At 53.9% G+C, this 17,436-nt stretch carries 15 protein-coding genes and 2 pseudogenes; 5 read left to right on the top strand and 12 right to left on the bottom strand.

The features are described from left to right. Nucleotides 1–10 precede the first annotated feature (10 nt). From ACT3TR_RS02360 to ACT3TR_RS02310, 11 genes and pseudogenes are all read right to left on the bottom strand, one after another. Nucleotides 11–298 (bottom strand): annotated as a pseudogene (locus ACT3TR_RS02360) (IS3 family transposase); the annotation flags it as partial. 186 nt (nucleotides 299–484) lie between these two features. Beyond that, nucleotides 485–1,621 (bottom strand): molybdenum ABC transporter ATP-binding protein, encoded by a 1,137-nt coding sequence (gene modC / locus ACT3TR_RS02355; protein WP_444624620.1) that lies wholly within the window; start codon nucleotides 1,619–1,621, stop codon nucleotides 485–487. Next, entirely contained in the window at nucleotides 1,611–2,309 is a 699-nt protein-coding gene (gene modB / locus ACT3TR_RS02350; RefSeq protein WP_176483442.1) for a molybdate ABC transporter permease subunit, read from the bottom strand. Before modB ends, modC begins: the two co-directional genes overlap by 11 nt. After that, nucleotides 2,309–3,094, bottom strand: a complete 786-nt coding sequence (modA, locus tag ACT3TR_RS02345; RefSeq protein ID WP_444624621.1) for a molybdate ABC transporter substrate-binding protein — start codon at nucleotides 3,092–3,094, stop codon at nucleotides 2,309–2,311. The genes modB and modA overlap by 1 nt, the downstream gene beginning before the upstream one ends. Nucleotides 3,095–3,176: 82 nt before the next feature. After that, the gene (locus ACT3TR_RS02340; RefSeq protein ID WP_444624622.1) at nucleotides 3,177–3,554 is read right to left on the bottom strand and encodes a winged helix-turn-helix domain-containing protein; all 378 of its coding nucleotides are present in this window, start codon (nucleotides 3,552–3,554) and stop codon (nucleotides 3,177–3,179) included. A 266-nt stretch (nucleotides 3,555–3,820) separates the two neighbouring features. Then, complete coding sequence (locus ACT3TR_RS02335) at nucleotides 3,821–5,740, bottom strand: TonB-dependent siderophore receptor (protein WP_444647225.1); 1,920 nt, start codon at nucleotides 5,738–5,740, stop codon at nucleotides 3,821–3,823. A gap of 595 nt (nucleotides 5,741–6,335) precedes the next feature. Next, nucleotides 6,336–7,415: a sulfate/molybdate ABC transporter ATP-binding protein gene (locus ACT3TR_RS02330; protein WP_444624624.1), complete on the bottom strand. Its 1,080-nt coding sequence runs from the start codon at nucleotides 7,413–7,415 to the stop codon at nucleotides 6,336–6,338. 38 nt (nucleotides 7,416–7,453) lie between these two features. Next, nucleotides 7,454–8,341 (bottom strand): sulfate ABC transporter permease subunit CysW, encoded by an 888-nt coding sequence (gene cysW / locus ACT3TR_RS02325; protein ID WP_441686884.1) that lies wholly within the window; start codon nucleotides 8,339–8,341, stop codon nucleotides 7,454–7,456. A gap of 12 nt (nucleotides 8,342–8,353) precedes the next feature. Then, entirely contained in the window at nucleotides 8,354–9,184 is an 831-nt protein-coding gene (cysT, locus tag ACT3TR_RS02320; protein WP_096281592.1) for a sulfate ABC transporter permease subunit CysT, read from the bottom strand. A 61-nt stretch (nucleotides 9,185–9,245) separates the two neighbouring features. After that, nucleotides 9,246–10,322, bottom strand: a complete 1,077-nt coding sequence (locus ACT3TR_RS02315) for a sulfate ABC transporter substrate-binding protein (protein WP_444624625.1) — start codon at nucleotides 10,320–10,322, stop codon at nucleotides 9,246–9,248. A 132-nt stretch (nucleotides 10,323–10,454) separates the two neighbouring features. Beyond that, nucleotides 10,455–11,387, bottom strand: coding sequence for a CysB family HTH-type transcriptional regulator (locus ACT3TR_RS02310; RefSeq protein ID WP_441686889.1), 933 nt, complete (start codon nucleotides 11,385–11,387; stop codon nucleotides 10,455–10,457). A gap of 186 nt (nucleotides 11,388–11,573) precedes the next feature. Between ACT3TR_RS02310 and ACT3TR_RS02305 the strand changes: the two genes are divergently transcribed. Next, on the top strand, nucleotides 11,574–11,984 hold the full coding sequence (locus tag ACT3TR_RS02305) for a DUF1090 domain-containing protein (RefSeq protein ID WP_444624626.1): 411 nt from the start codon (nucleotides 11,574–11,576) through the stop codon (nucleotides 11,982–11,984). 6 nt (nucleotides 11,985–11,990) lie between these two features. On the opposite strand, the gene ACT3TR_RS02300 is transcribed toward ACT3TR_RS02305, so the two are convergent. Further along, nucleotides 11,991–12,716, bottom strand: coding sequence for a CDP-alcohol phosphatidyltransferase family protein (locus ACT3TR_RS02300; protein WP_444624627.1), 726 nt, complete (start codon nucleotides 12,714–12,716; stop codon nucleotides 11,991–11,993). 368 nt (nucleotides 12,717–13,084) lie between these two features. On the opposite strand from ACT3TR_RS02300, the gene ACT3TR_RS02295 reads away from it, so the two are divergent. From ACT3TR_RS02295 to ACT3TR_RS02280, 4 genes and pseudogenes are all read left to right on the top strand, one after another. Continuing rightward, nucleotides 13,085–14,065, top strand: a complete 981-nt coding sequence (locus tag ACT3TR_RS02295; RefSeq protein ID WP_444624628.1) for a zinc-dependent alcohol dehydrogenase — start codon at nucleotides 13,085–13,087, stop codon at nucleotides 14,063–14,065. Nucleotides 14,066–14,143: 78 nt separating this feature from the next. After that, nucleotides 14,144–14,542 carry a 6-pyruvoyl trahydropterin synthase family protein gene (locus ACT3TR_RS02290; protein WP_096281580.1) on the top strand — a complete coding sequence of 133 codons (399 nt, stop codon included), beginning with the start codon at nucleotides 14,144–14,146 and terminating at the stop codon, nucleotides 14,540–14,542. Beyond that, nucleotides 14,539–16,476: a glycosyltransferase gene (locus ACT3TR_RS02285; RefSeq protein WP_444624629.1), complete on the top strand. Its 1,938-nt coding sequence runs from the start codon at nucleotides 14,539–14,541 to the stop codon at nucleotides 16,474–16,476. The genes ACT3TR_RS02290 and ACT3TR_RS02285 overlap by 4 nt, the downstream gene beginning before the upstream one ends. Before the next feature lie 4 nt (nucleotides 16,477–16,480). Continuing rightward, nucleotides 16,481–17,344, top strand: a pseudogene (locus ACT3TR_RS02280) (lysylphosphatidylglycerol synthase transmembrane domain-containing protein); the annotation flags it as partial. Between the last annotated feature and the right edge of the window lie 92 nt (nucleotides 17,345–17,436).

Genomic DNA, 17,436 nt, shown 5'->3' with positions numbered 1-17,436 from the left:
TGGACACGGGTTAAGCGATCATTCGGGCTTCAGAAATCTCGGGACTGATTATTCCAATAGCACTGTGCCGCCGTTGCTTGTTGTAGTCCAGTTCAATGTACTCAAATACCTGCCTTCGCATCGCATGGCGTGTATCAAACCGTTCACCATGAATCGCTTCTACTTTAAGACTATGAAAAAGGCTCTCGGCGCAAGCATTGTCGTAGTAGTTGCCTTTAGCACTCAAGCTGCATGTCGGCTCGTACTTGATCAGCAGCGACTGATAAAGGGTTGAACAGTACTGACTTGCTCGATACGTGACCAGTCAATGAGATTATTGATGCTATCCAGCTCTTTCAAAGCATCATGATCAATCTGCGTTGTTTGATATCCTCCTAAGCCATCCTGAGATCCCGTTGTGATAGCGCTGGTTCGCTATTATCTGATTTATTACAGGGAGAGGTGACTCGTGCAAAGGTCTCGTAGACTATTAATATAAGAAATATCAATAGTGAGCAACCGATACGCTGCGAATGAGTGCCGTGATCTGTTTGCCGATATGTAGCCCCATTTCATCCCAGGACTTTCGCGTTAGCCTTGCCCTTAGGCGGATATCGCCAACGTTCAAAAGTAGCTCTACGGAGTGCGGGCTTGTCGATAGTGAGGTCATGTCTTCAATAGTGGCGCTGAGCTGGTTGCGGTAGCTGGTTGACTGTAATGGCTTCAGCGCTAAGGCAATATCGCGTGCGAGAATACGCACCCGTAATGGGCTGCCGATAGGAGCCGACGTGCCCGGTATGACTAATCGATGGGTGTCATTAAGGGCGAGGTGAGTCAGATTGTACGTCGCGTCGTGCTCATCTACGCAGCCTTCAAGAATCGATGCAGCGTCAAACCCACCGAGTTCGTGAGTCAAATCAAAGCGCTGTAGCAAGTGATTCAATCGGTCGCTGGCCACGACACGGCCCGCCTTCATCAGCACCAGATGATCGGCGATAGCTGAAATCTCCTCCGCATCATGGCTGACGTAAATTACCGGAATGTCTACCTGCTTGGTCAGTTGAGCAATAAAGCGTAGTAGCTCGTCTTTGCGTGCGCCATCTAGCCCTGTCAGTGGCTCATCCATCAGCAGCAGTTGAGGGTCGCTGAGCAGTGCGCGGCCAATGGCAACCCGCCTGGCTTCCCCGCCCGATAGCGTGCCGGGCATACGTTCGAGCAACGCTTTAATACCCAGGAGCTCGACGATTTCATCAAAGCGGGCTGATGCATGCGCTGGCATGCCATAGGTGAGATTGCCGCGTACTCGGTAGTGAGGAAACAGCCGGGCTTCCTGAAACACGACACCGATTCTACGTTTATGGGCGGCAACGCTAATGCGGCGCCGGGTATCCAGCAGCACTTGGTCACCCAGCTGAATAACCCCGCTATCGGGATATTCAAGACCTGCAATAAGGCGCAGCAAGCTGGTTTTGCCGCTTCCTGACGTGCCAAAAATGCCGGTCACGCCGTGGGCGGGGAGTACCAGCTCGGTTTGAAGATGAAAACTACCGAGCCGTTGGTCGATAGACAATGACAGCGAAGAGGAGTCCACAGGCAATGCGGGATGACGAAGGTTACTAGGATTACTAGGATTAGTAGGCATCGCGTTCCTGCAGTCGTTGTTTAGTACGTCGAGCTAGCCACTCAGAGGCGATCAATGAGAACAGGGCGATGATGATAGCGATAACACAGAGCCGCGCTGCCGCTGATTCCTGGCCGGGCGTCTGAATTAGCGTATACAGCGCCAGCGGCAAGGTACGTGTTTCGCTTGGGATATTAGAGGCAAACGTGATGGTGGCACCAAACTCGGAAAGCGCGCGGGCAAAGGCCAAGACGGTGCCCGTCAGCAGGCCTGGAATGGCCAATGGTAGCGTAATGGTGGTAAACACTCGCCAGCGATTGGCGCCTAGCGTTCGCGCTGCGGCTTCAAGCTTGGGGTCCACCGCTTCCAATGATAGGCGTAGTGCTCGTACCAATAATGGAAATGCCATCACGCCGCTGGCAACGGCGGCGCCTTGCCATGTGAAGGGTAGTGATACGCCGAGAGTGGCATATAACCACTGGCCGACCACCCCTTGTCGACCGAGCGATACTAAGAGTAAATAGCCCACTACCACGGGTGGCAGCACCAGCGGTAGATGAATAAAACCATCGACGATGGATTTGCCTCTGAAGTCGTGTCGGGCTAACCACCAGGCAACCGCAATGCCCGGTGGTAAAATCCAGGCCACTGCCGCTAAGCCAATGAGGAGACTAAGGCGGATAGCCTCCCATTCGGCTGGCGACAGTATCACGGGCTGCTAATGTCGGTGTCGAAGCCATAGTCAGCAAAAATAGTCAGCGCTTCTTCGCTCGCTAACCACTCGCGCAGCGCCACGGCCGCGTCGTTTTGCTCTGCCCCTATTAGTGCAATGGGGTAGGTGATGGGTTCATGGCTGGAGGTGGGAAATAGCCCGAGTACCCGCACGCGGTCACTGGCAAAGGCATCAGTTTGATACACAACGCCAAGCGGCGTTTCCTGTCGTTCTACCAGTGTTAACGCCGCGCGGACGTCGTTGCCACGTGCAAGCTTTGGCTCCAGCTCTTCCCACTCACCGAGAAATTCCAGCGCTTGCTGGGTGTAGATACCGGCCGGCACGTGATCCGGGTCGCCGACGGAAAGACGATCACGCTCTTCTAGCAGCGTTGCAATGCGTGCCTCGTCGCCTGGGACGAACTGTTCTGGCAGGTCAGGGCTCGCTGATACCAGCGCCAAACGGTTCTGGAGTAAGTCGCTGCGCTGTTGGATGTTGACGCCTTGCTCTTCGAGCCAGTCCATCCACTGTACGTTGGCGGACAGGAAGAGATCCGTGGGGCTGCCATTGGCGATTTGCCGAGCAAGCGTCGAGGACGATGCATAAATGGGCGTCACGTTAACATCATGCTGAGCTTCATAGACGGCAATGGCGTCATTGAGCGCATCGGTAAGCGAGGCGGCGGCGGCGACTTGAATATTGTCAGTGGCAAAGGCTGAGGTTGGAAGTGCTAGTGTCAGCGCAGTGGCTAATAAACGGCGATTCATTGCATGTGTAAGCATTGTATTAATTCCGTTATTTCCATATGGATATAGCGGAGATTACACAAAACGGCTCACTAGCTCAATACGATAATAAGCACGTTCAGGGATTGGGATGGCTGGCCGGGGCCAATAGCGAAAGCAGCGCCTGAGCGTCAGTCGAGTCCTCCAGCGAGAGCTGGCGTTCCAACGCGCGGTAGTGAGTCAGCACCTGCTTGCCAAGCTCCGTGAGATGAGCACCGCCGCGCTCGTTACCGCCAGAGCTGGTCGATACAAGAGGGGATGGAAAGTGGTTGTTCATAGTATCGATGAGCTGCCAGGCTTTTTTGTAGCTCATCTTGAGTGCGCGGCCAGCGGCTGAAATTGATCCCGTTTGTTCTATCATCTCAAGCACATCGGCTTTTCCTGGGCCAATGATCACATCATGCTGTAGGGCTAAACGTAATTGAAAGGTGGGTTTAGGATGGTGGGTTCGAGTCATTTAGCGCCCCTGCACGAGATATTTAGCCACCAGTTTAGCAGTGACTGACGGCTTAATGCCTATTCTCCAGCCTTATGTAGGTGTACTGGCATTTATGTTTTGTGCCGTTGGTTGGTAAGCGGCAAGTTAGGCGTACGGTGAACTCTATTCTGGGGATGTGAGACTCTGTCTTTGATAGCTGTGCTTGATAAGGTCTTGCACAGCTTTCGGCTGCAGGAGTATTTGTAATGATACGTTTGCAGCCGAGTTTTAACAGGGTGAGTGTGCTAGAAGCTGGTTCTTAAATTGACGGCTACATTCAGAGGATCACCATAAGTGTTGTAGCTGTTTAAGCCACCGATACGTGCGTAGTAACGACGGTCTGTCAGGTTGTTAATCGCCAACGTCAAACTGGTATCCGAGGTAACGTCGTACCCCAGCTGTGCATTTAAAATCGCGTAACCGCTGCCTTCTCGGATACCTTCCTCGCCGGTACCATCAATGGCCGAGTTAGCGACCATGCCCGTGCTTATGCGCCAGGGCGAGCCACCCGGTCGGTAAGTGCCGTATAGCTTTAACGAATGTTTTGGCTCGAATAAGGAGAACTGTTCCCCGCTTCTGTTCTGATCGACTTCATATTGACTGGTTAGGTACGTGTAGCCAGCTGTTAGATTGACGTTAGCCATTGGGCTACCGCTGATTTCAACCTCAGCTCCTTCCACAACGACTTCACCTGCAGCCAGAAATGAGCCCGGGTTATCGAGATCCCGGTAAGCGCGATTCACGTCCTGAGTGCGAAAAATAGCAGCGCTATATTGCAGTTGGGTTTCGTTGAACTGGCCTTTAATGCCCAGTTCAATCTGCTTGCCTACTCGTGGCTCTAACGCCTCTCCATTAGCGTTGGCTTGAGACTGGGGCATGAAAATATCGGCGTAACTGGTGTAGGCGACAAGCTGCGGATTGATTTGATAAATCAATCCGCCTGAGGGGGTGAAGGTGTTCCGTTCGCGACCGCTTGTTGCCCATTCTGTGGGTGTTGACGGCAGAACGTATCTGCCAGCGTCGGTAAAATTACTAAGTCGTCCACCCATCACGACAGTGAAACGCTCTATGGGTGAAAGCCGTAACTGAGAGTAAATGCCCTGTTGCTCGGTTTCATACTCCCAGCCCATATTGTAGGGTTGGACACTGTTTTCGGGCACTAGGTCTGGCTGCCCAAGCGGAATATCCTCAACGGTTGAGTTGGCTCCATAAAGTGTTTCGCCACTATAGCGTTCGTAGTTGAAACCGAGCGTTGCTTCGTGGTCTCTACCGAGTAGCGTGAAGGGCCCAGTGGCGAAGATATCCAGTGATTCTCGTCGTGATTCGTCATCCCAACCACGACGAGTATAACGGCCGATGTTGCCCGTATCGGGATCAACACCGGTGCTTGGGTAGGCATCATTTAGATACCAGTCACTTCTGGAATGGCCCACTAGTGCCTTAAGTGTCCAGCCGTTGCTTAGGTCGTGTGCGCCCTCAAGCCCAAAGGTGGTCAAACGAGTATCGAAGCTTGTCCAAGACGGGGTAGGGTTAGTGGATCTGGAAACGTCGAGAAGTCGACCATCGGTATAAGCGGGCAGCCCAGAGAACGGATTCGTTTTACTATCTTGGGTGGCCGCATACAACGAGACGGTCGTCGAGGGGGCCAAGTCATAATCCAGCGTGCCATAGAAAAAATACGTTTGAGCATCGGCATTGTCGTAGAAAAACTCACGGTCTTGAGCTGAAACCACGATCCTTCCACGTAGATCACCCGCCGCATCAAGTGGTGCTCCAATGTCTAATTCGGTTCGTTTATTATCCCAAGAGCCATACATTAGAGCCGCGTTACCCTGTGGTTCAAAGGGGGCGCGTTTTCGAACGAAATTAACGGTGCCTCCGGGCTGGCCCGAGCCTTGAAATAAGCCCGCCGGCCCACGTAGAACCTCCACGCGATCAAACATCGCCAGGTCGTATTGTTGTGTCGCGTTCAATCCGCCAAAAGCAGGCACTCCGTCGTAGCTTGATTCAAGAAAGTAGCCCCGTGACCTGATCTGAGACGTCGCTCCGTCCCAAGGGGTCACCGTTACGCCAGTGACCTGTTCAAGGGCCTCCTCAACGGTATTCAAATTTTGATCTTCGATCCTTTGCCGTGTGATGACGCTGACTGAGTTGGGTATTTGCATCACTGGGACGGCACTCTTGTCGCCGATTGTTAATGCTGGTGCTATATAGCTGCCGCTTCCTTCTGTCGTGGCTTCTCTGTACGCATTTACCGTGATGGGAGACAACGGGTGGGCAACATGACTGGCGTCATGCGGTTCGGCTTTGGCTGTTCCCGCCCAGCAAACAATGCTAAGCGCGGTGCCTATGAATGACATCATGGGCAGGCTTAACGGTTGTGCTTGAGTTCGCAAAAACTTATTTGGCGACTCGATAAGCACGAAGGCTATTTTTTTCATTACGTTGTGGCCTTTTAGGTTCAGTTACTAGGCAGGTATTTGCAGGTAGCTTGATTCTTCAATTTATTATTATGATATAACATATCTATTAAGGCGGGTTAGAATTTTATAAAAATGGGCTACGAATAAATGAATGCCTGTGCGTATCTGCGTCGATCCGCGGCAGGTGATTGTGCAGTGAATTTCTACTCAAGGCCCATCGATCCAATCCCTAATGTCACGAGGCCCAAGCCAAGGGGATAGTTTGGATTTATTTGGTGTTATGAGGGCTGGTCGCTGGTGGTGCTCGCACCAGCGACGGAATCTACCCTCTAAGCGCTTAACCGTTTGCAATGCGTTCATCTGGTAAAAATATGCGGCTATAAATCGGGCGAATCCAAGCATCTCCATTTTGGGCTAGTCCTAACGCGCGAAAGCGGTGCTTGGTGAGCTCAGCGTGGATCAGCGCTTCGCTGTTATTGGTACGCAGTTCAAGCCGAACGGTGGGACCGACAACCGAGACCAGCTCGATTTTGGCATGCAAAGCATCAGCATGCTCACGCCCAGCAAACACTTCGATTTCATGGGGTCGCACGTAGGCCTGGCCTAGCTCATTCTTATAGCCTGCAAATTCCGGTGCCGGCAGCTGCACATCGCCAATGCGTGCAACGCCGTCATGAACCCGTGCGTGAAACAGGTTCACGTTACCTAAAAACTGGTAAACGAAAGGATTGGCAGGATGGTCATAGACCTCCTCTGGCGAGCCATCTTGCTCTACGCGGCCTTTATTCATGACGACGACGCGATCAGAGACTTCCAACGCCTCTTCCTGGTCGTGAGTGACGAAAACGCTGGTAACGTGGATATCGTCGTGGAGCCTGCGTAGCCAGCGGCGAAGCTCTGCGCGTACCTTGGCATCCAGCGCGCCGAAAGGCTCATCCAGCAGCAGCACTTTAGGTTCGACCGCCAGCGCGCGAGCCAACGCTATGCGCTGGCGCTGGCCACCAGAAAGCTGGTGCGGATAACGATGTGCGGTCCAGTCCAGCTGCACTAGCTCTAGTAGCCGCATGACCTTTTGCTTAATCTCGGTTTTACTGGGGCGGGTTTTGCGTGGCCGAACGGTGAGTCCGTAAGCCACGTTTTGAAACACGGTCATATGTTTGAACAGCGCATAGTGCTGAAATACAAAGCCAACGCCGCGTTCACTGACGTGCAGGTCAGTGGTATCTTCGCCGTGAAAGCGGATGCGTCCGGTATCGGGTTGCTCAAGGCCGGCAATGATCCGCAGCAGAGTGGTTTTGCCCGAACCAGAAGGGCCGAGTAGGGCAGTCAGTTCGCCATTACGGAAAGTGAGGCTGACATTATCTACCGCCACAAAGTCGCGAAAGTGTTTGTTAACGTGATCAATTTCGATGCTCATGAAGGCTCTCTCTTATCTCTGTGAAGAGCTAAAGGGGGTCATGCGGCGGCAATGCGCTGACGGCGCTCTTCGTTCCACTCAACGGCGCTTTTAATCGCGATGGTGACCAGCGCTAGGCCTGTCAATAGCGAAGAGACGGCAAAGGCGGCGGTGAACATGTATTCGTTGTAAAGCACTTCGATATGCAGCGGCATGGTGTTGGTTTCACCACGAATGCGGCCAGACACAACGGCCACCGCGCCAAACTCGCCCATTGCGCGGGCATTACACAGAATGACGCCGTAAATCAGCCCCCATTTGATATTGGGCAGCGTGACGTACCAGAACGTTTTCCAGCCGTTGGCGCCCAGCGTTAAAGAAGCCTCTTCTTCCTCTTTACCCTGCTGCTGCATAAGCGGGATAAGCTCGCGTGCAACAAACGGCAGAGTGCCAAAAGCGATCACGATGACGATGCCAGGAATGGCGAAAATAATCCGCATATCGTGAGCCGAGAGCCAAGGCCCAAGCCAACCCTGTGAGCCGAACAAAATGACGAAGATTAGGCCCACCACCACGGGAGATATCGCAAAGGGCATGTCGATGAGCGAAATTAAAATCGACTTGCCGCGAAACTCAAACTTGGCGATAGACCAAGCGGCCGCCACGCCGAACAGCGTATTGAGCGGTACAACAATGGCCACGATGAGAAACGTTAAGCGAATCGCTGATAGCGCATCAGGGTCGCTTACCGCGTCGTACCAGACGCCAATACCTTGTTCAAAGGCACCGTAAAGCACGACCGTTAACGGCAGCACTAAAAAAAGACCCAGGAAGATTAAGGCGATGGTGATGAGGATGATTCGCAGCCAAGCGGGCTCTTCGGTCGCGCGTCGCCAGCGTTTAGCGATAGTGTCATGGGTCTCAATGACCGTTGATGACGTTGTCACGGCGTACTCCTGTTATCCATGGCGCCGACTGGCCCACCACTGCAGGCCGTTAATGACCAGCAGCATTAAAAATGCAGCGACAAGCATGACTGTGCCGATAGCGGCTGCGCCGTGGTAGTCGTATTGTTCAGCCTTGGCGACGATCAATAGCGGGGTAATTTCGGTACGAAATGGCAGATTGCCAGAGATAAAGACCACCGAGCCGTACTCGCCCAACGCCCGTGCGAAGGCCAGTGCGTAGCCGGTGAGCAGGGCGGGGAATAGCGCGGGGAAAATAACCCGACGTATGGTGGTGAGGCGGTCAGCACCCAGGCTTGCGGAGGCTTCTTCCAGCTCGGCTTCTAAGTCTTCCAACACCGGTTGTACGGTACGCACCACAAACGGTAAACCGATATAAGTAAGGGCAATCACCACGCCCAGCTGTGTGTAGGCGATGCGAATGCCAAACACATCCAAGTATTGCCCCACCCAGCCGGTGCTCGCGTAGAGCGTTACTAGGGCGATACCGGCTACCGCCGTTGGCAGGGCAAACGGTAGATCAACCAGCGCATCGACCAAACGCTTACCAGGAAACCGGTAACGCACCAATACCCAGGCAACCAATGCCCCAAACACCAAGTTGATTGTTGCGGCAATTAAGGAACCGCCAAAAGACAGTTTGTAGGAAGCGACGACCTGACGCTGAGTGACCGCACTCCAAAATGTGTCCCAGCTCATGGTGGTGGTATAGAGCAAAAAGGCGCCCACCGGGATCAGAAACACCAACCCCATATACAGCAGGGTGAACCCCATGGTGAGACCAAACCCTGGGATGACGCGACGCTTGGCAGGGGTGATCGACATAGTGGCTTCTCGTTAAAATACCGGGAGGCGATAGCCCCCTGGCAGGTTGGTTACACGCGATTTACTGGGTGTTGATCGCTTCGAGAATGTCGTCAAATACACCGCCATCATTGAAGAAGCGCTGCTGGGCTTCTTGCCAGCCGCCGAAGACCTCATCGATGGTAAAAAGATCGAGTGCTGGAAACTCATCACTATACTCAGCCAAGATTTCCTGATTGCTTGGCCGGTAGTAGTGTTTAGCTGCTAAGTGCTGGGCTTCATCGGTATAGAGATGTTCTAAATAAGCTTCTGCTACTTCGCGGGTGCCCTTACGATCAACGTTGGCATCCAGCACGGTCACGGGTGGCTCAGCAAGAATGCTCTGAGACGGCACAATGATTTCGTACTCACCCTGTCCTAGCTGCTCCACTGACAAGAACGCTTCGTTTTCCCAAGCGATAAACACATCGCCAATGCGGCGCTGGACAAAGGTGTTGGTCGCGCCGCGGGCACCTGAGTCGAGCACCGGCACGTTTTCATATACCTGGCGCACGAAATCATAGGTCTGCTGTTCATCACCATCGAACTGCTCTAAGCCGTAGCCCCACAGCGCCAGGAAGTTCCAGCGTGCTCCGCCTGATGTTTTCGGGTTGGGCGTAATGACGTCAATGCCTTCTTGGGCTAAGTCATCCCAATCCTGAATGTTTTTAGGGTTACCTTCTCTCACCAGTAGAACGATGGTGGACGTGTAAGGAGAGCTGTTATTAGGAAGGCGCGACTGCCAGTCTTGCGGAATTAAGTCAGCACGTTCATGAATTGCGTCAATATCGTAAGCGAGTGCCAGTGTCGCCACATCTGCATCAATACCGTCGATGATGGCGCGGCCTTGCGAGCCTGAGCCACCATGAGACTGGCGAACGGTCACAGATTGGCCGTGCTCAGCTTGCCAAAATTCGTCAAACAGTTCGTTGTATTCGCGATAGAACTCACGGGTGGGGTCGTAAGAGACGTTGAGAAGCTCAACGCTTTCACTTTGAGCCTGGGCGGTGGTGCTAAAGGTAACCGCCAGCACGGCGCCGGCCAGCAGAACGGCGCCTGTGAGTTTGGAGAGTTGCCAAATACTGGAAGAAGAGCTAGTTGATGAAGAGATAGTTCGCATAGTTAGGCTGCTCCAGAGTCGGATCTTGAACGATCGTTTATTGATGTGATGGGAGCAGCCTAACGGGGTTCTATATGCTAATTAACGAATAAAAAATGGATTGCTTATGTTTTTTTGTGATTAAGAGAAGGATTAATCCTGACGGCCCGCTAGCACCTTCTGGACGGTCTCTTCGTCTAAGTTTTCACGGCAAAGCTTCAAAAACTGATAGGCATAGCCGCGTAAAAAGTGGCCGCGCCTCAGCGCAAGATAGGTGGTGTTGCGTGGAAATAAGCTGCTGGCATCCAGCAGTTTTAAGCCCTGGTCGCGCTGCTCGTGATAAGCCATCGATGCGATCAAACCAACGCCCATGCCTAGCTCAACGTAAGTTTTGATGACATCCGCATCAAGCGCGGTTAGCACAATGTCAGGGTAGACATCGGCTGTCGAAAACGCGGTATCGATTCGCTTTCGACCCGTATACCCTTCGTGGTACGTCACAATAGGATGCTCGGTAATGCGTTCAAGCGTCAGTGGTAATCCATCATTAAGCGGGTGTTCTTGAGGCACTACTACGCCGTGATACCAATGGTAGAAGGGGAAGCAGGCAAATAGCTGCCCTTCCTCGTTAAGCGCTTCCGTGGCAATGCCGATATCGACCTTGCCCGCTTTTAATAACGAGACAATTTCCTCCGGGCTGCACTGATGCAGCTCCAAGTGCACGTTGGGAAAGATTTTTTTAAAACGGGCGATAATCGGTGGCAGGGCGTAGCGGGCCTGGGTATGCGTCGTCGCAATGGCCAGGCTGCCTTGATCCTCATGGGTAAGCTGATGCGCCGAGCGTTTGAGGTTTTCGACATCCAACAAAATACGCTCAATACAATCAATTAGCGTACTGCCCGCCACGGTCAGCCCTAGAATACGCTTGCCGCGCCGTTCGAATAGCTCAACGCCCAGCTCTTGTTCTAAATCACGGATATGCTTGCTGGCCCCAGACTGTGACGTGAACAGCGCGTTGGAGGCTTCTGTTAGATTAAAGTGTTGACGCACGGTCTCGCGTACGATGCGTAACTGCTGAATGTTCATAGCGAGCGGTGTCCAATGCTTTGAAGAGATTTTGCTTTGAAGAGATTCTATATTCTTATAAAGAATATAGAATATTTCTTTTATGCAATAAATTGTATTTTGTGATAACTATATCGCATTTGCGCGGTAAGGCAGTGCTGTAAAATGACTAGCCAGGAAAATTCGTAAAACAGGCAGGAGAGAGCTATGCAAAAGCAATCATTAACCATGCTCGGGTTCATCATGATGGCAGGCGTTGTCACCATGCCGTTGGCACATGCCACGGACATGTTGTGTGAGGACAAGGCAGCTGACGTTCAAGAACAGCTCGAATACGCCCGTGAGCATGGTAATCAACATCGTATTGACGGTTTGCAGCGTGCGTTAGACGCTATAGAAGCCCAATGCACCAACGAAGGCGTGCTAGACGATGCTGCAAAGGACGTGCGGGAAAGCCAGGAGGAGGTTCAAGAGCGTCAGGCTGATCTTGAAGAGGCTCTCAGTGAAGGCGATGCCGGCGATATTGAAACAAGACGTGCCAAGCTAGAAGACGCAACCCGCGAGCTAGAGGCCGATACTAACGCGTTAAATGCGCTTCAGAATCGGCTGGCCGATTAGCTCTGCTTAGGGTTTAGATCTTGCGTAGAGCCAACGTACATCGACCCCGAATGAATAAGCTAACGAAACTAACGCGCTGAGCGTTAGTAAATTAGCCATTAGCGGCGAGTTGAGCGGCGTCAGTGCTAGGAGTAGCGCCGCCACTTGCCATACGCATACTGCTTTGCGGCGAAAGCTGGCAAACAGAGGGGCGGTTAGCCACTTGAATCGCCAGCCCGCCATCACAAACAGATAGCGCATGCCGCCAATGAGCAATACCCAGGCGCCCAGCGATTCAAACTCCCACAGCCCGACGCATAGCAGCATAATCAGCAGGGCGTCTAGCTCCATGTCAAAGCGCGCGCCAAAGGTTGAGTGGCTGTACGTGTATCGCGCGATCCAACCGTCCACGCCGTCAAGCAGCAACGCTATTACCGCAATCAACAGCCACTGCCAAATAGCGTTTTTAAAAGCGCCTGCGAGCAAGCCAGCAGCCACTATGGCCACCAGCACCGCGCGTATCAGCGTGACGCGATTTGCCCATCCGAGCGCCCCGTGGGGCCAGAAAATTAGAATCAGTATAGAAATAAACGCGTAGAAACCACCGGCCACCCACCAGTTGCTGGAGCCCAGCATAAGTAACGGCAAAGCATTGCCAAGGATGATTAATGTCAGACTGCCTAAAAGCAGCTCAAAAGCGGTATAAAGCGACTTGTGCGGAGTGCAGGAAGACGCGTTTGAGAAAAGCGGCATGTTGGCTCACGAAGCGGCGTCGCTGTCCGCAGTTAAAGTAAGTGATGCAACTATTTTTATATGTACCATTCTTGTAGAAGAAGGTAGGGTTGTACATAGAGCAACTTAACGTTGAAGGCAGTGATAGTATCAAGTGTTTAAAAATTGTTAATCGAATATTTTCTTTCCAAGCGCTACGCTGAATTAGGTGAGCCATTGAACACTATTCTGAAGGTGGCCACTGGCTATGCGACAACGCTAACGGGCTTATGGTGCAAGACGTTGTTAGTTCGCAGACTAGCTAGTTCGCAGCCTAGCGATAAAACGTAGCATTCAATGGAATGAGCATGGGCTCGGGTTGGTTGAGCTCGCAACGAAAAGGAATGGCTATGCTGGCGCCTGACTACGCCACTGCCTTTTGGGTGACCAACCCCCAGCAAGGCGAGATGCGGCGTGAAATACTCAAGCCCCCTGGGCAAGATGAAGTGCTTGTACGCACCTTGTACAGTGGGATTAGCCGGGGTACCGAATCGTTGGTATTCAATGGCCGTGTACCGGCGAGCGAGTTTGCGCGCATGCAGGCTCCTTTTCAAAAAGGGACGTTTCCTGGCCCGGTAAAATACGGCTACTGCAGCGTTGGGCGTGTCGAGCATGGCCCCGATGAACTGCTGAATAAATCCGTTTTTTGTCTGTTTCCCCATCAAGATCACTATGTGGTGCCCGCCTCGGCGGTCGTTGCCATTCCTGCAAATGTGCCTGCTCAACGCGCGGTGCTGACTGCCAATATGGAAACGGCGATTAACGGCGTGTGGGACGCAGAGCCCATGCTGGGCGAGCAGGTGTGCGTCATCGGCGCGGGCGTAGTAGGCGCTTTAGTGGCGTATTTGTGCATCCAAATTCCCGGGGTGAATGTACACCTAATCGATATTAACCCTGAGCGCGAGACCGTTGCCGCCCACCTAGGGGTGGCGTTTAGTACTCCCGACCAGGCCCCTCACAATCAAGACTGCGTTATTCACGCCAGCGGGCACCCTGACGGGCTGCGTCAGGGGCTTGACCTACTGGGTAACGCGGGCCGACTCATTGAGATGAGCTGGTTCGGCGAAGATGACGTGACATTGCCTTTGGGCGGCGCCTTTCATTCCCAGCGCTTGACGCTTCGCGCTAGCCAAGTCGGCCAACTGCCTACGAAACTGCTTTCCCGCTGGGACTATCGCCGCCGCTTAGCGTTAGCGCTAAATTTGCTGGACGACGATCGGCTGGACATTTTAGTGAGTGGTGAAAGCGACTTTCACGATTTCCCCGCGCTTGCACCGCATCTATTGGGGTCAGGAAGCACCGCGCTGTGCCACCGATTACGCTATTCGTAACTTTTTTTATAGCTGTTTTTTATAACTATTTTTTCATAGCTACATTTCAGAACTAATTATTGATGACAAGGAGTCTCTATGTACCGTTTATGCGTCCGTGACCATTTTATGATTGCGCATAGCTTTAAAGGCGAGATTTTTGGCCCTGCCCAGCGTACGCATGGGGCGACCTATGTCGTGGATGTGGTTTTTCAACGCCCTGAGCTAGATGAAGATGGCCTCGTGATCGATATTGGCCTGGCGAGTGAAACGGTAAAAGAGGTGCTTGCGGGCTACAACTTTCGCAATTTGGACGAAGAAACCGAGTTCTCAGGCAAAAACACCACCACTGAATTTATGGCCAAGGCGATTTTTGACAAGCTCGCCGGCGCGATTGGCGAGGGGGAAATGGGCCAGACGGCCCGTGGTATTACGCATATGGAAATCAAACTCCACGAGTCTCATGTGGCCTGGGCAAGTTTCGAAGGCGCGCTATGAATCGACATTTCACGTTAATCGTTGCTGGCGACCCTGCTCAACGCACCGGTGGCTATCTTTACGATGCGCACATCGTCGCAGCGTTGCGTGAACAGGGTTGGGAAATCGACGTGCTCGGTCTTTCTGGTGCGTTTCCTGATCCCGATAGCGAAGCAACACAGCAGCTCACCCAAGCGCTTGAGTCGTTGCCACAAGGGGCGTCGGTGGTGATTGATGGGCTGGCCATGGGGGCATTGCCAGAGGTGATCGCTCTACACGGGCAGCGCTTGGATATTACCTCTCTGCTGCATCATCCGTTAGGTGATGAGCTGGGTCTGAGCGAAGCGGATCAGCAGCGCTTTCATCGCAGTGAACTTGCGGCCCTTGCAGGCGTGGCACGCATTATCGTCACTAGTCATTTTACCGCTCGGCGTGTGCTGGAACTGGCAACGAACTACGCCATGCCGCTCAATGCCGATGTTTCGGTCGTTGAGCCGGGAGTCGCTCAAGCGCCGGTAAGTCGCGCCGACGAGCCAGGCGAGCCGCTGAGGCTGCTGTGTGTGGCGACGGTAACGCCCCGCAAAGGGCAGGACATTTTAGTTCAGGCGTTGGCAGACGTAGCGGGGGATAACTGGCAGTGCGACTGCTATGGCGGTGCGCGTGACGCAGGGTTTGCCCAGCGCGTTCAGCAGCTTATCGAGCAACATCAGCTTACCGGTCGAGTAATCTTGCACGGTGAGTGCGATGATGAAACGCTTGAAGCAGCATACCAGCGTGCCCACGCCCTCGTGTTGCCGTCTTGGTATGAAGGGTACGGCATGGTGATTACTGAGGCGCTGGCCCACGGCCTGCCGGTGATTACCACTACCGGTGGTGCGCTGCGCGATACGCTGCCGCCGGGGGCGGGTTTGAGCGTTCCGCCGGGTGATAGCGAGGCGCTGCAAGATGCCCTTAATCGATTTTGCGGTGACCCCGATTTACGTCATCAGCTTCGTCAAGGCGCTGCGCAAGCACGCCATAGCCTTAATGACTGGCAGGCGGCAGGCGCTGACTTTGCTGCTGCGTTAACCACGCCGAGGGCTCCGCTTGGCTTTAGTGCCGGCAGCCAGTTTGCAGCAGACTGGTTGACGCTGCGCGAAGAGGCTGACATTGCCTCGCGCAGCCAACCGCTGGCCATGCAGGCGTCTGAGTGGCTCAGTGCGCGTGCAGCATCACCCCGCATAGCGGATCTTGGCTGCGGCCGAGGCAGCAATATGCGCTTTCTTGCCCCGCATCTGGGCAGCTACCAGCGCTGGAAATTAATCGATCATGACGCTGGGCTGTTAGAGCAGGCCCAGCAGCGAGTGGTGGAGTTTAGCGATTGTCAGGGGTTGCCCGTAACGGTTGAAACACACTGCGTATCGCTTGAGCCGCTGAGCGATGTGCCGATCAACGACTCACACCTAGTGACCGCGTCAGCGCTGCTTGATTTGGTTTCACAGCAGTGGATTGATGAACTGGTCACTCGCTGTGCTCATCAGCATCAGGCCCTATTGATTGCCTTAAGCGTGACCGGCGAGTGGTACTTTACGGATGTCCTCGACGCCCCGGTAGTAGACGATGAAGATCACTGGATGCTGGCGATGTTTATGGCTCACCAGCAGCGCGATAAAGGACTAGGTGCCGCGCTGGGTGGCCAGGCCCATGACGCGTTAGTCGCCGCCTTAGAAAAGGCGCAGTACCGCATTGAGCAAGCTGAAACGCCTTGGCATCTAAGCGCTGGCAATCGCGAGCAGCTGCCGTTGATGTCGGCGCTGTTGGAAGGCTGGGCGCTGGCCGTAACAGAACAAGTGCCTGAATCATCGGCACGTATTGCCGCCTGGTTGCAGCATCGTCAGCAGGCGGTTGCTGGCGGTGAATTAGGTATCTGGGTGGGGCATCGTGATCTGTTCGCCATGCCCCAGGAAGAGGCGTAAGCCAATGGCCCAGTCGCCGAGAGTCCGCACGCAGCTGCACGCGATGTTAGGCAGCCCATGGCTTCACCGTGGCGTTGTCAGCGTCGCCCTGCTGGGAGCAGTCGCACTGTGGGTTGACCCTAGGGCGATCGTTGATGAGGTGCAGCGTTTCTCTGTCGGCTGGGTAGTCCTGGCGTTTGTTATCAGTACGCTACAGATCATGCTCAGCGCTTGGCGTTGGCAGTTCACCGCGGGGCTAATTAACGTGCCGCTGAGATTCGGCTATGCGCTGCGCGAGTATTATCTCGCACTGTTAGTCAATCAGCTGTTGCCAGGAGGAGTGCTAGGCGATGCAGGCCGCGCTCATCGTCATGCCCGCCAAGCACAGTCCCGGGGCAAGGCCTGGCGGGCGGTGATTATTGAACGTGCGTCGGGCCAGCTAGCGTTAGTGCTATTAACGCTAACGGCGCTGCTGTTTTCGCCGCTTTGGCATGCCGCCTTGGGTATGCCCGTGATCACGGTGGTTGGCCTCAGCATAGTGATAGGGCCAGCCTTAGCGATCGTCGGCGGGCTGTTGCTGCGCCATCGCTTTAGCGCCTGGTCTGGGCGGCTGCCAGACTGGAGCCAAGCCTTAGCACGCGATATTAAGCGTGGCTTATTGCAACGCGGCGTGTGGCCTCGGCAACTGCTCTCGTCACTGATGATTGTCTTGAGCTATGGCTTAGTGATGGTCTGCGCAGCCTGGGCGATTGGCGTTGAGCTACCCGTGTTGCAGCTGCTCGCGCTCACGCCGGTATTACTCTTAGCGATGGTGATCCCTTTCTCGGTCGCGGGCTGGGGGCTACGTGAAGGTGCCGCGGCCGGTGTTTGGGCGCTGGTGGGCTTGCCAGCAGCCCAGGGCGTGGCGGTATCGCTGGCTTACGGTGTGTTAGTGCTGCTGGCCAGTTTGCCGGGTATCTGGGTTGCGCTGAGCCGTCGTGA

It is taken from the genome of Halomonas sp. AOP12-B1-6, assembly GCF_052379225.1.
In the GTDB taxonomy this organism is placed as follows: Bacteria; Pseudomonadota; Gammaproteobacteria; order Pseudomonadales; family Halomonadaceae; genus Vreelandella; species Vreelandella casei.
This window is presented reverse-complemented; position numbering and strand designations above follow the sequence as displayed.

Excerpts from the sequence above, each read along its gene's own strand:
- ACT3TR_RS02340 (WP_444624622.1), bottom strand. The coding sequence starts at position 3,554 with ATGACTCGAACCCACCATCCTAAACCCACCTTTCAATTACGTTTAGCC.
- ACT3TR_RS02315 (WP_444624625.1), bottom strand. The coding sequence starts at position 10,322 with ATGCGAACTATCTCTTCATCAACTAGCTCTTCTTCCAGTATTTGGCAA.
- ACT3TR_RS02295 (WP_444624628.1), top strand. The coding sequence starts at position 13,085 with ATGCTGGCGCCTGACTACGCCACTGCCTTTTGGGTGACCAACCCCCAG.
- ACT3TR_RS02335 (WP_444647225.1), bottom strand. The coding sequence starts at position 5,740 with ATGCAAATACCCAACTCAGTCAGCGTCATCACACGGCAAAGGATCGAA.
- ACT3TR_RS02305 (WP_444624626.1), top strand. The coding sequence starts at position 11,574 with ATGCAAAAGCAATCATTAACCATGCTCGGGTTCATCATGATGGCAGGC.
- ACT3TR_RS02310 (WP_441686889.1), bottom strand. The coding sequence starts at position 11,387 with ATGAACATTCAGCAGTTACGCATCGTACGCGAGACCGTGCGTCAACAC.
- ACT3TR_RS02330 (WP_444624624.1), bottom strand. The coding sequence starts at position 7,415 with ATGAGCATCGAAATTGATCACGTTAACAAACACTTTCGCGACTTTGTG.
- ACT3TR_RS02290 (WP_096281580.1), top strand. The coding sequence starts at position 14,144 with ATGTACCGTTTATGCGTCCGTGACCATTTTATGATTGCGCATAGCTTT.
- modA (WP_444624621.1), bottom strand. The coding sequence starts at position 3,094 with ATGCTTACACATGCAATGAATCGCCGTTTATTAGCCACTGCGCTGACA.
- ACT3TR_RS02285 (WP_444624629.1), top strand. The coding sequence starts at position 14,539 with ATGAATCGACATTTCACGTTAATCGTTGCTGGCGACCCTGCTCAACGC.
- cysT (WP_096281592.1), bottom strand. The coding sequence starts at position 9,184 with ATGTCGATCACCCCTGCCAAGCGTCGCGTCATCCCAGGGTTTGGTCTC.
- ACT3TR_RS02300 (WP_444624627.1), bottom strand. The coding sequence starts at position 12,716 with ATGCCGCTTTTCTCAAACGCGTCTTCCTGCACTCCGCACAAGTCGCTT.
- modC (WP_444624620.1), bottom strand. The coding sequence starts at position 1,621 with ATGCCTACTAATCCTAGTAATCCTAGTAACCTTCGTCATCCCGCATTG.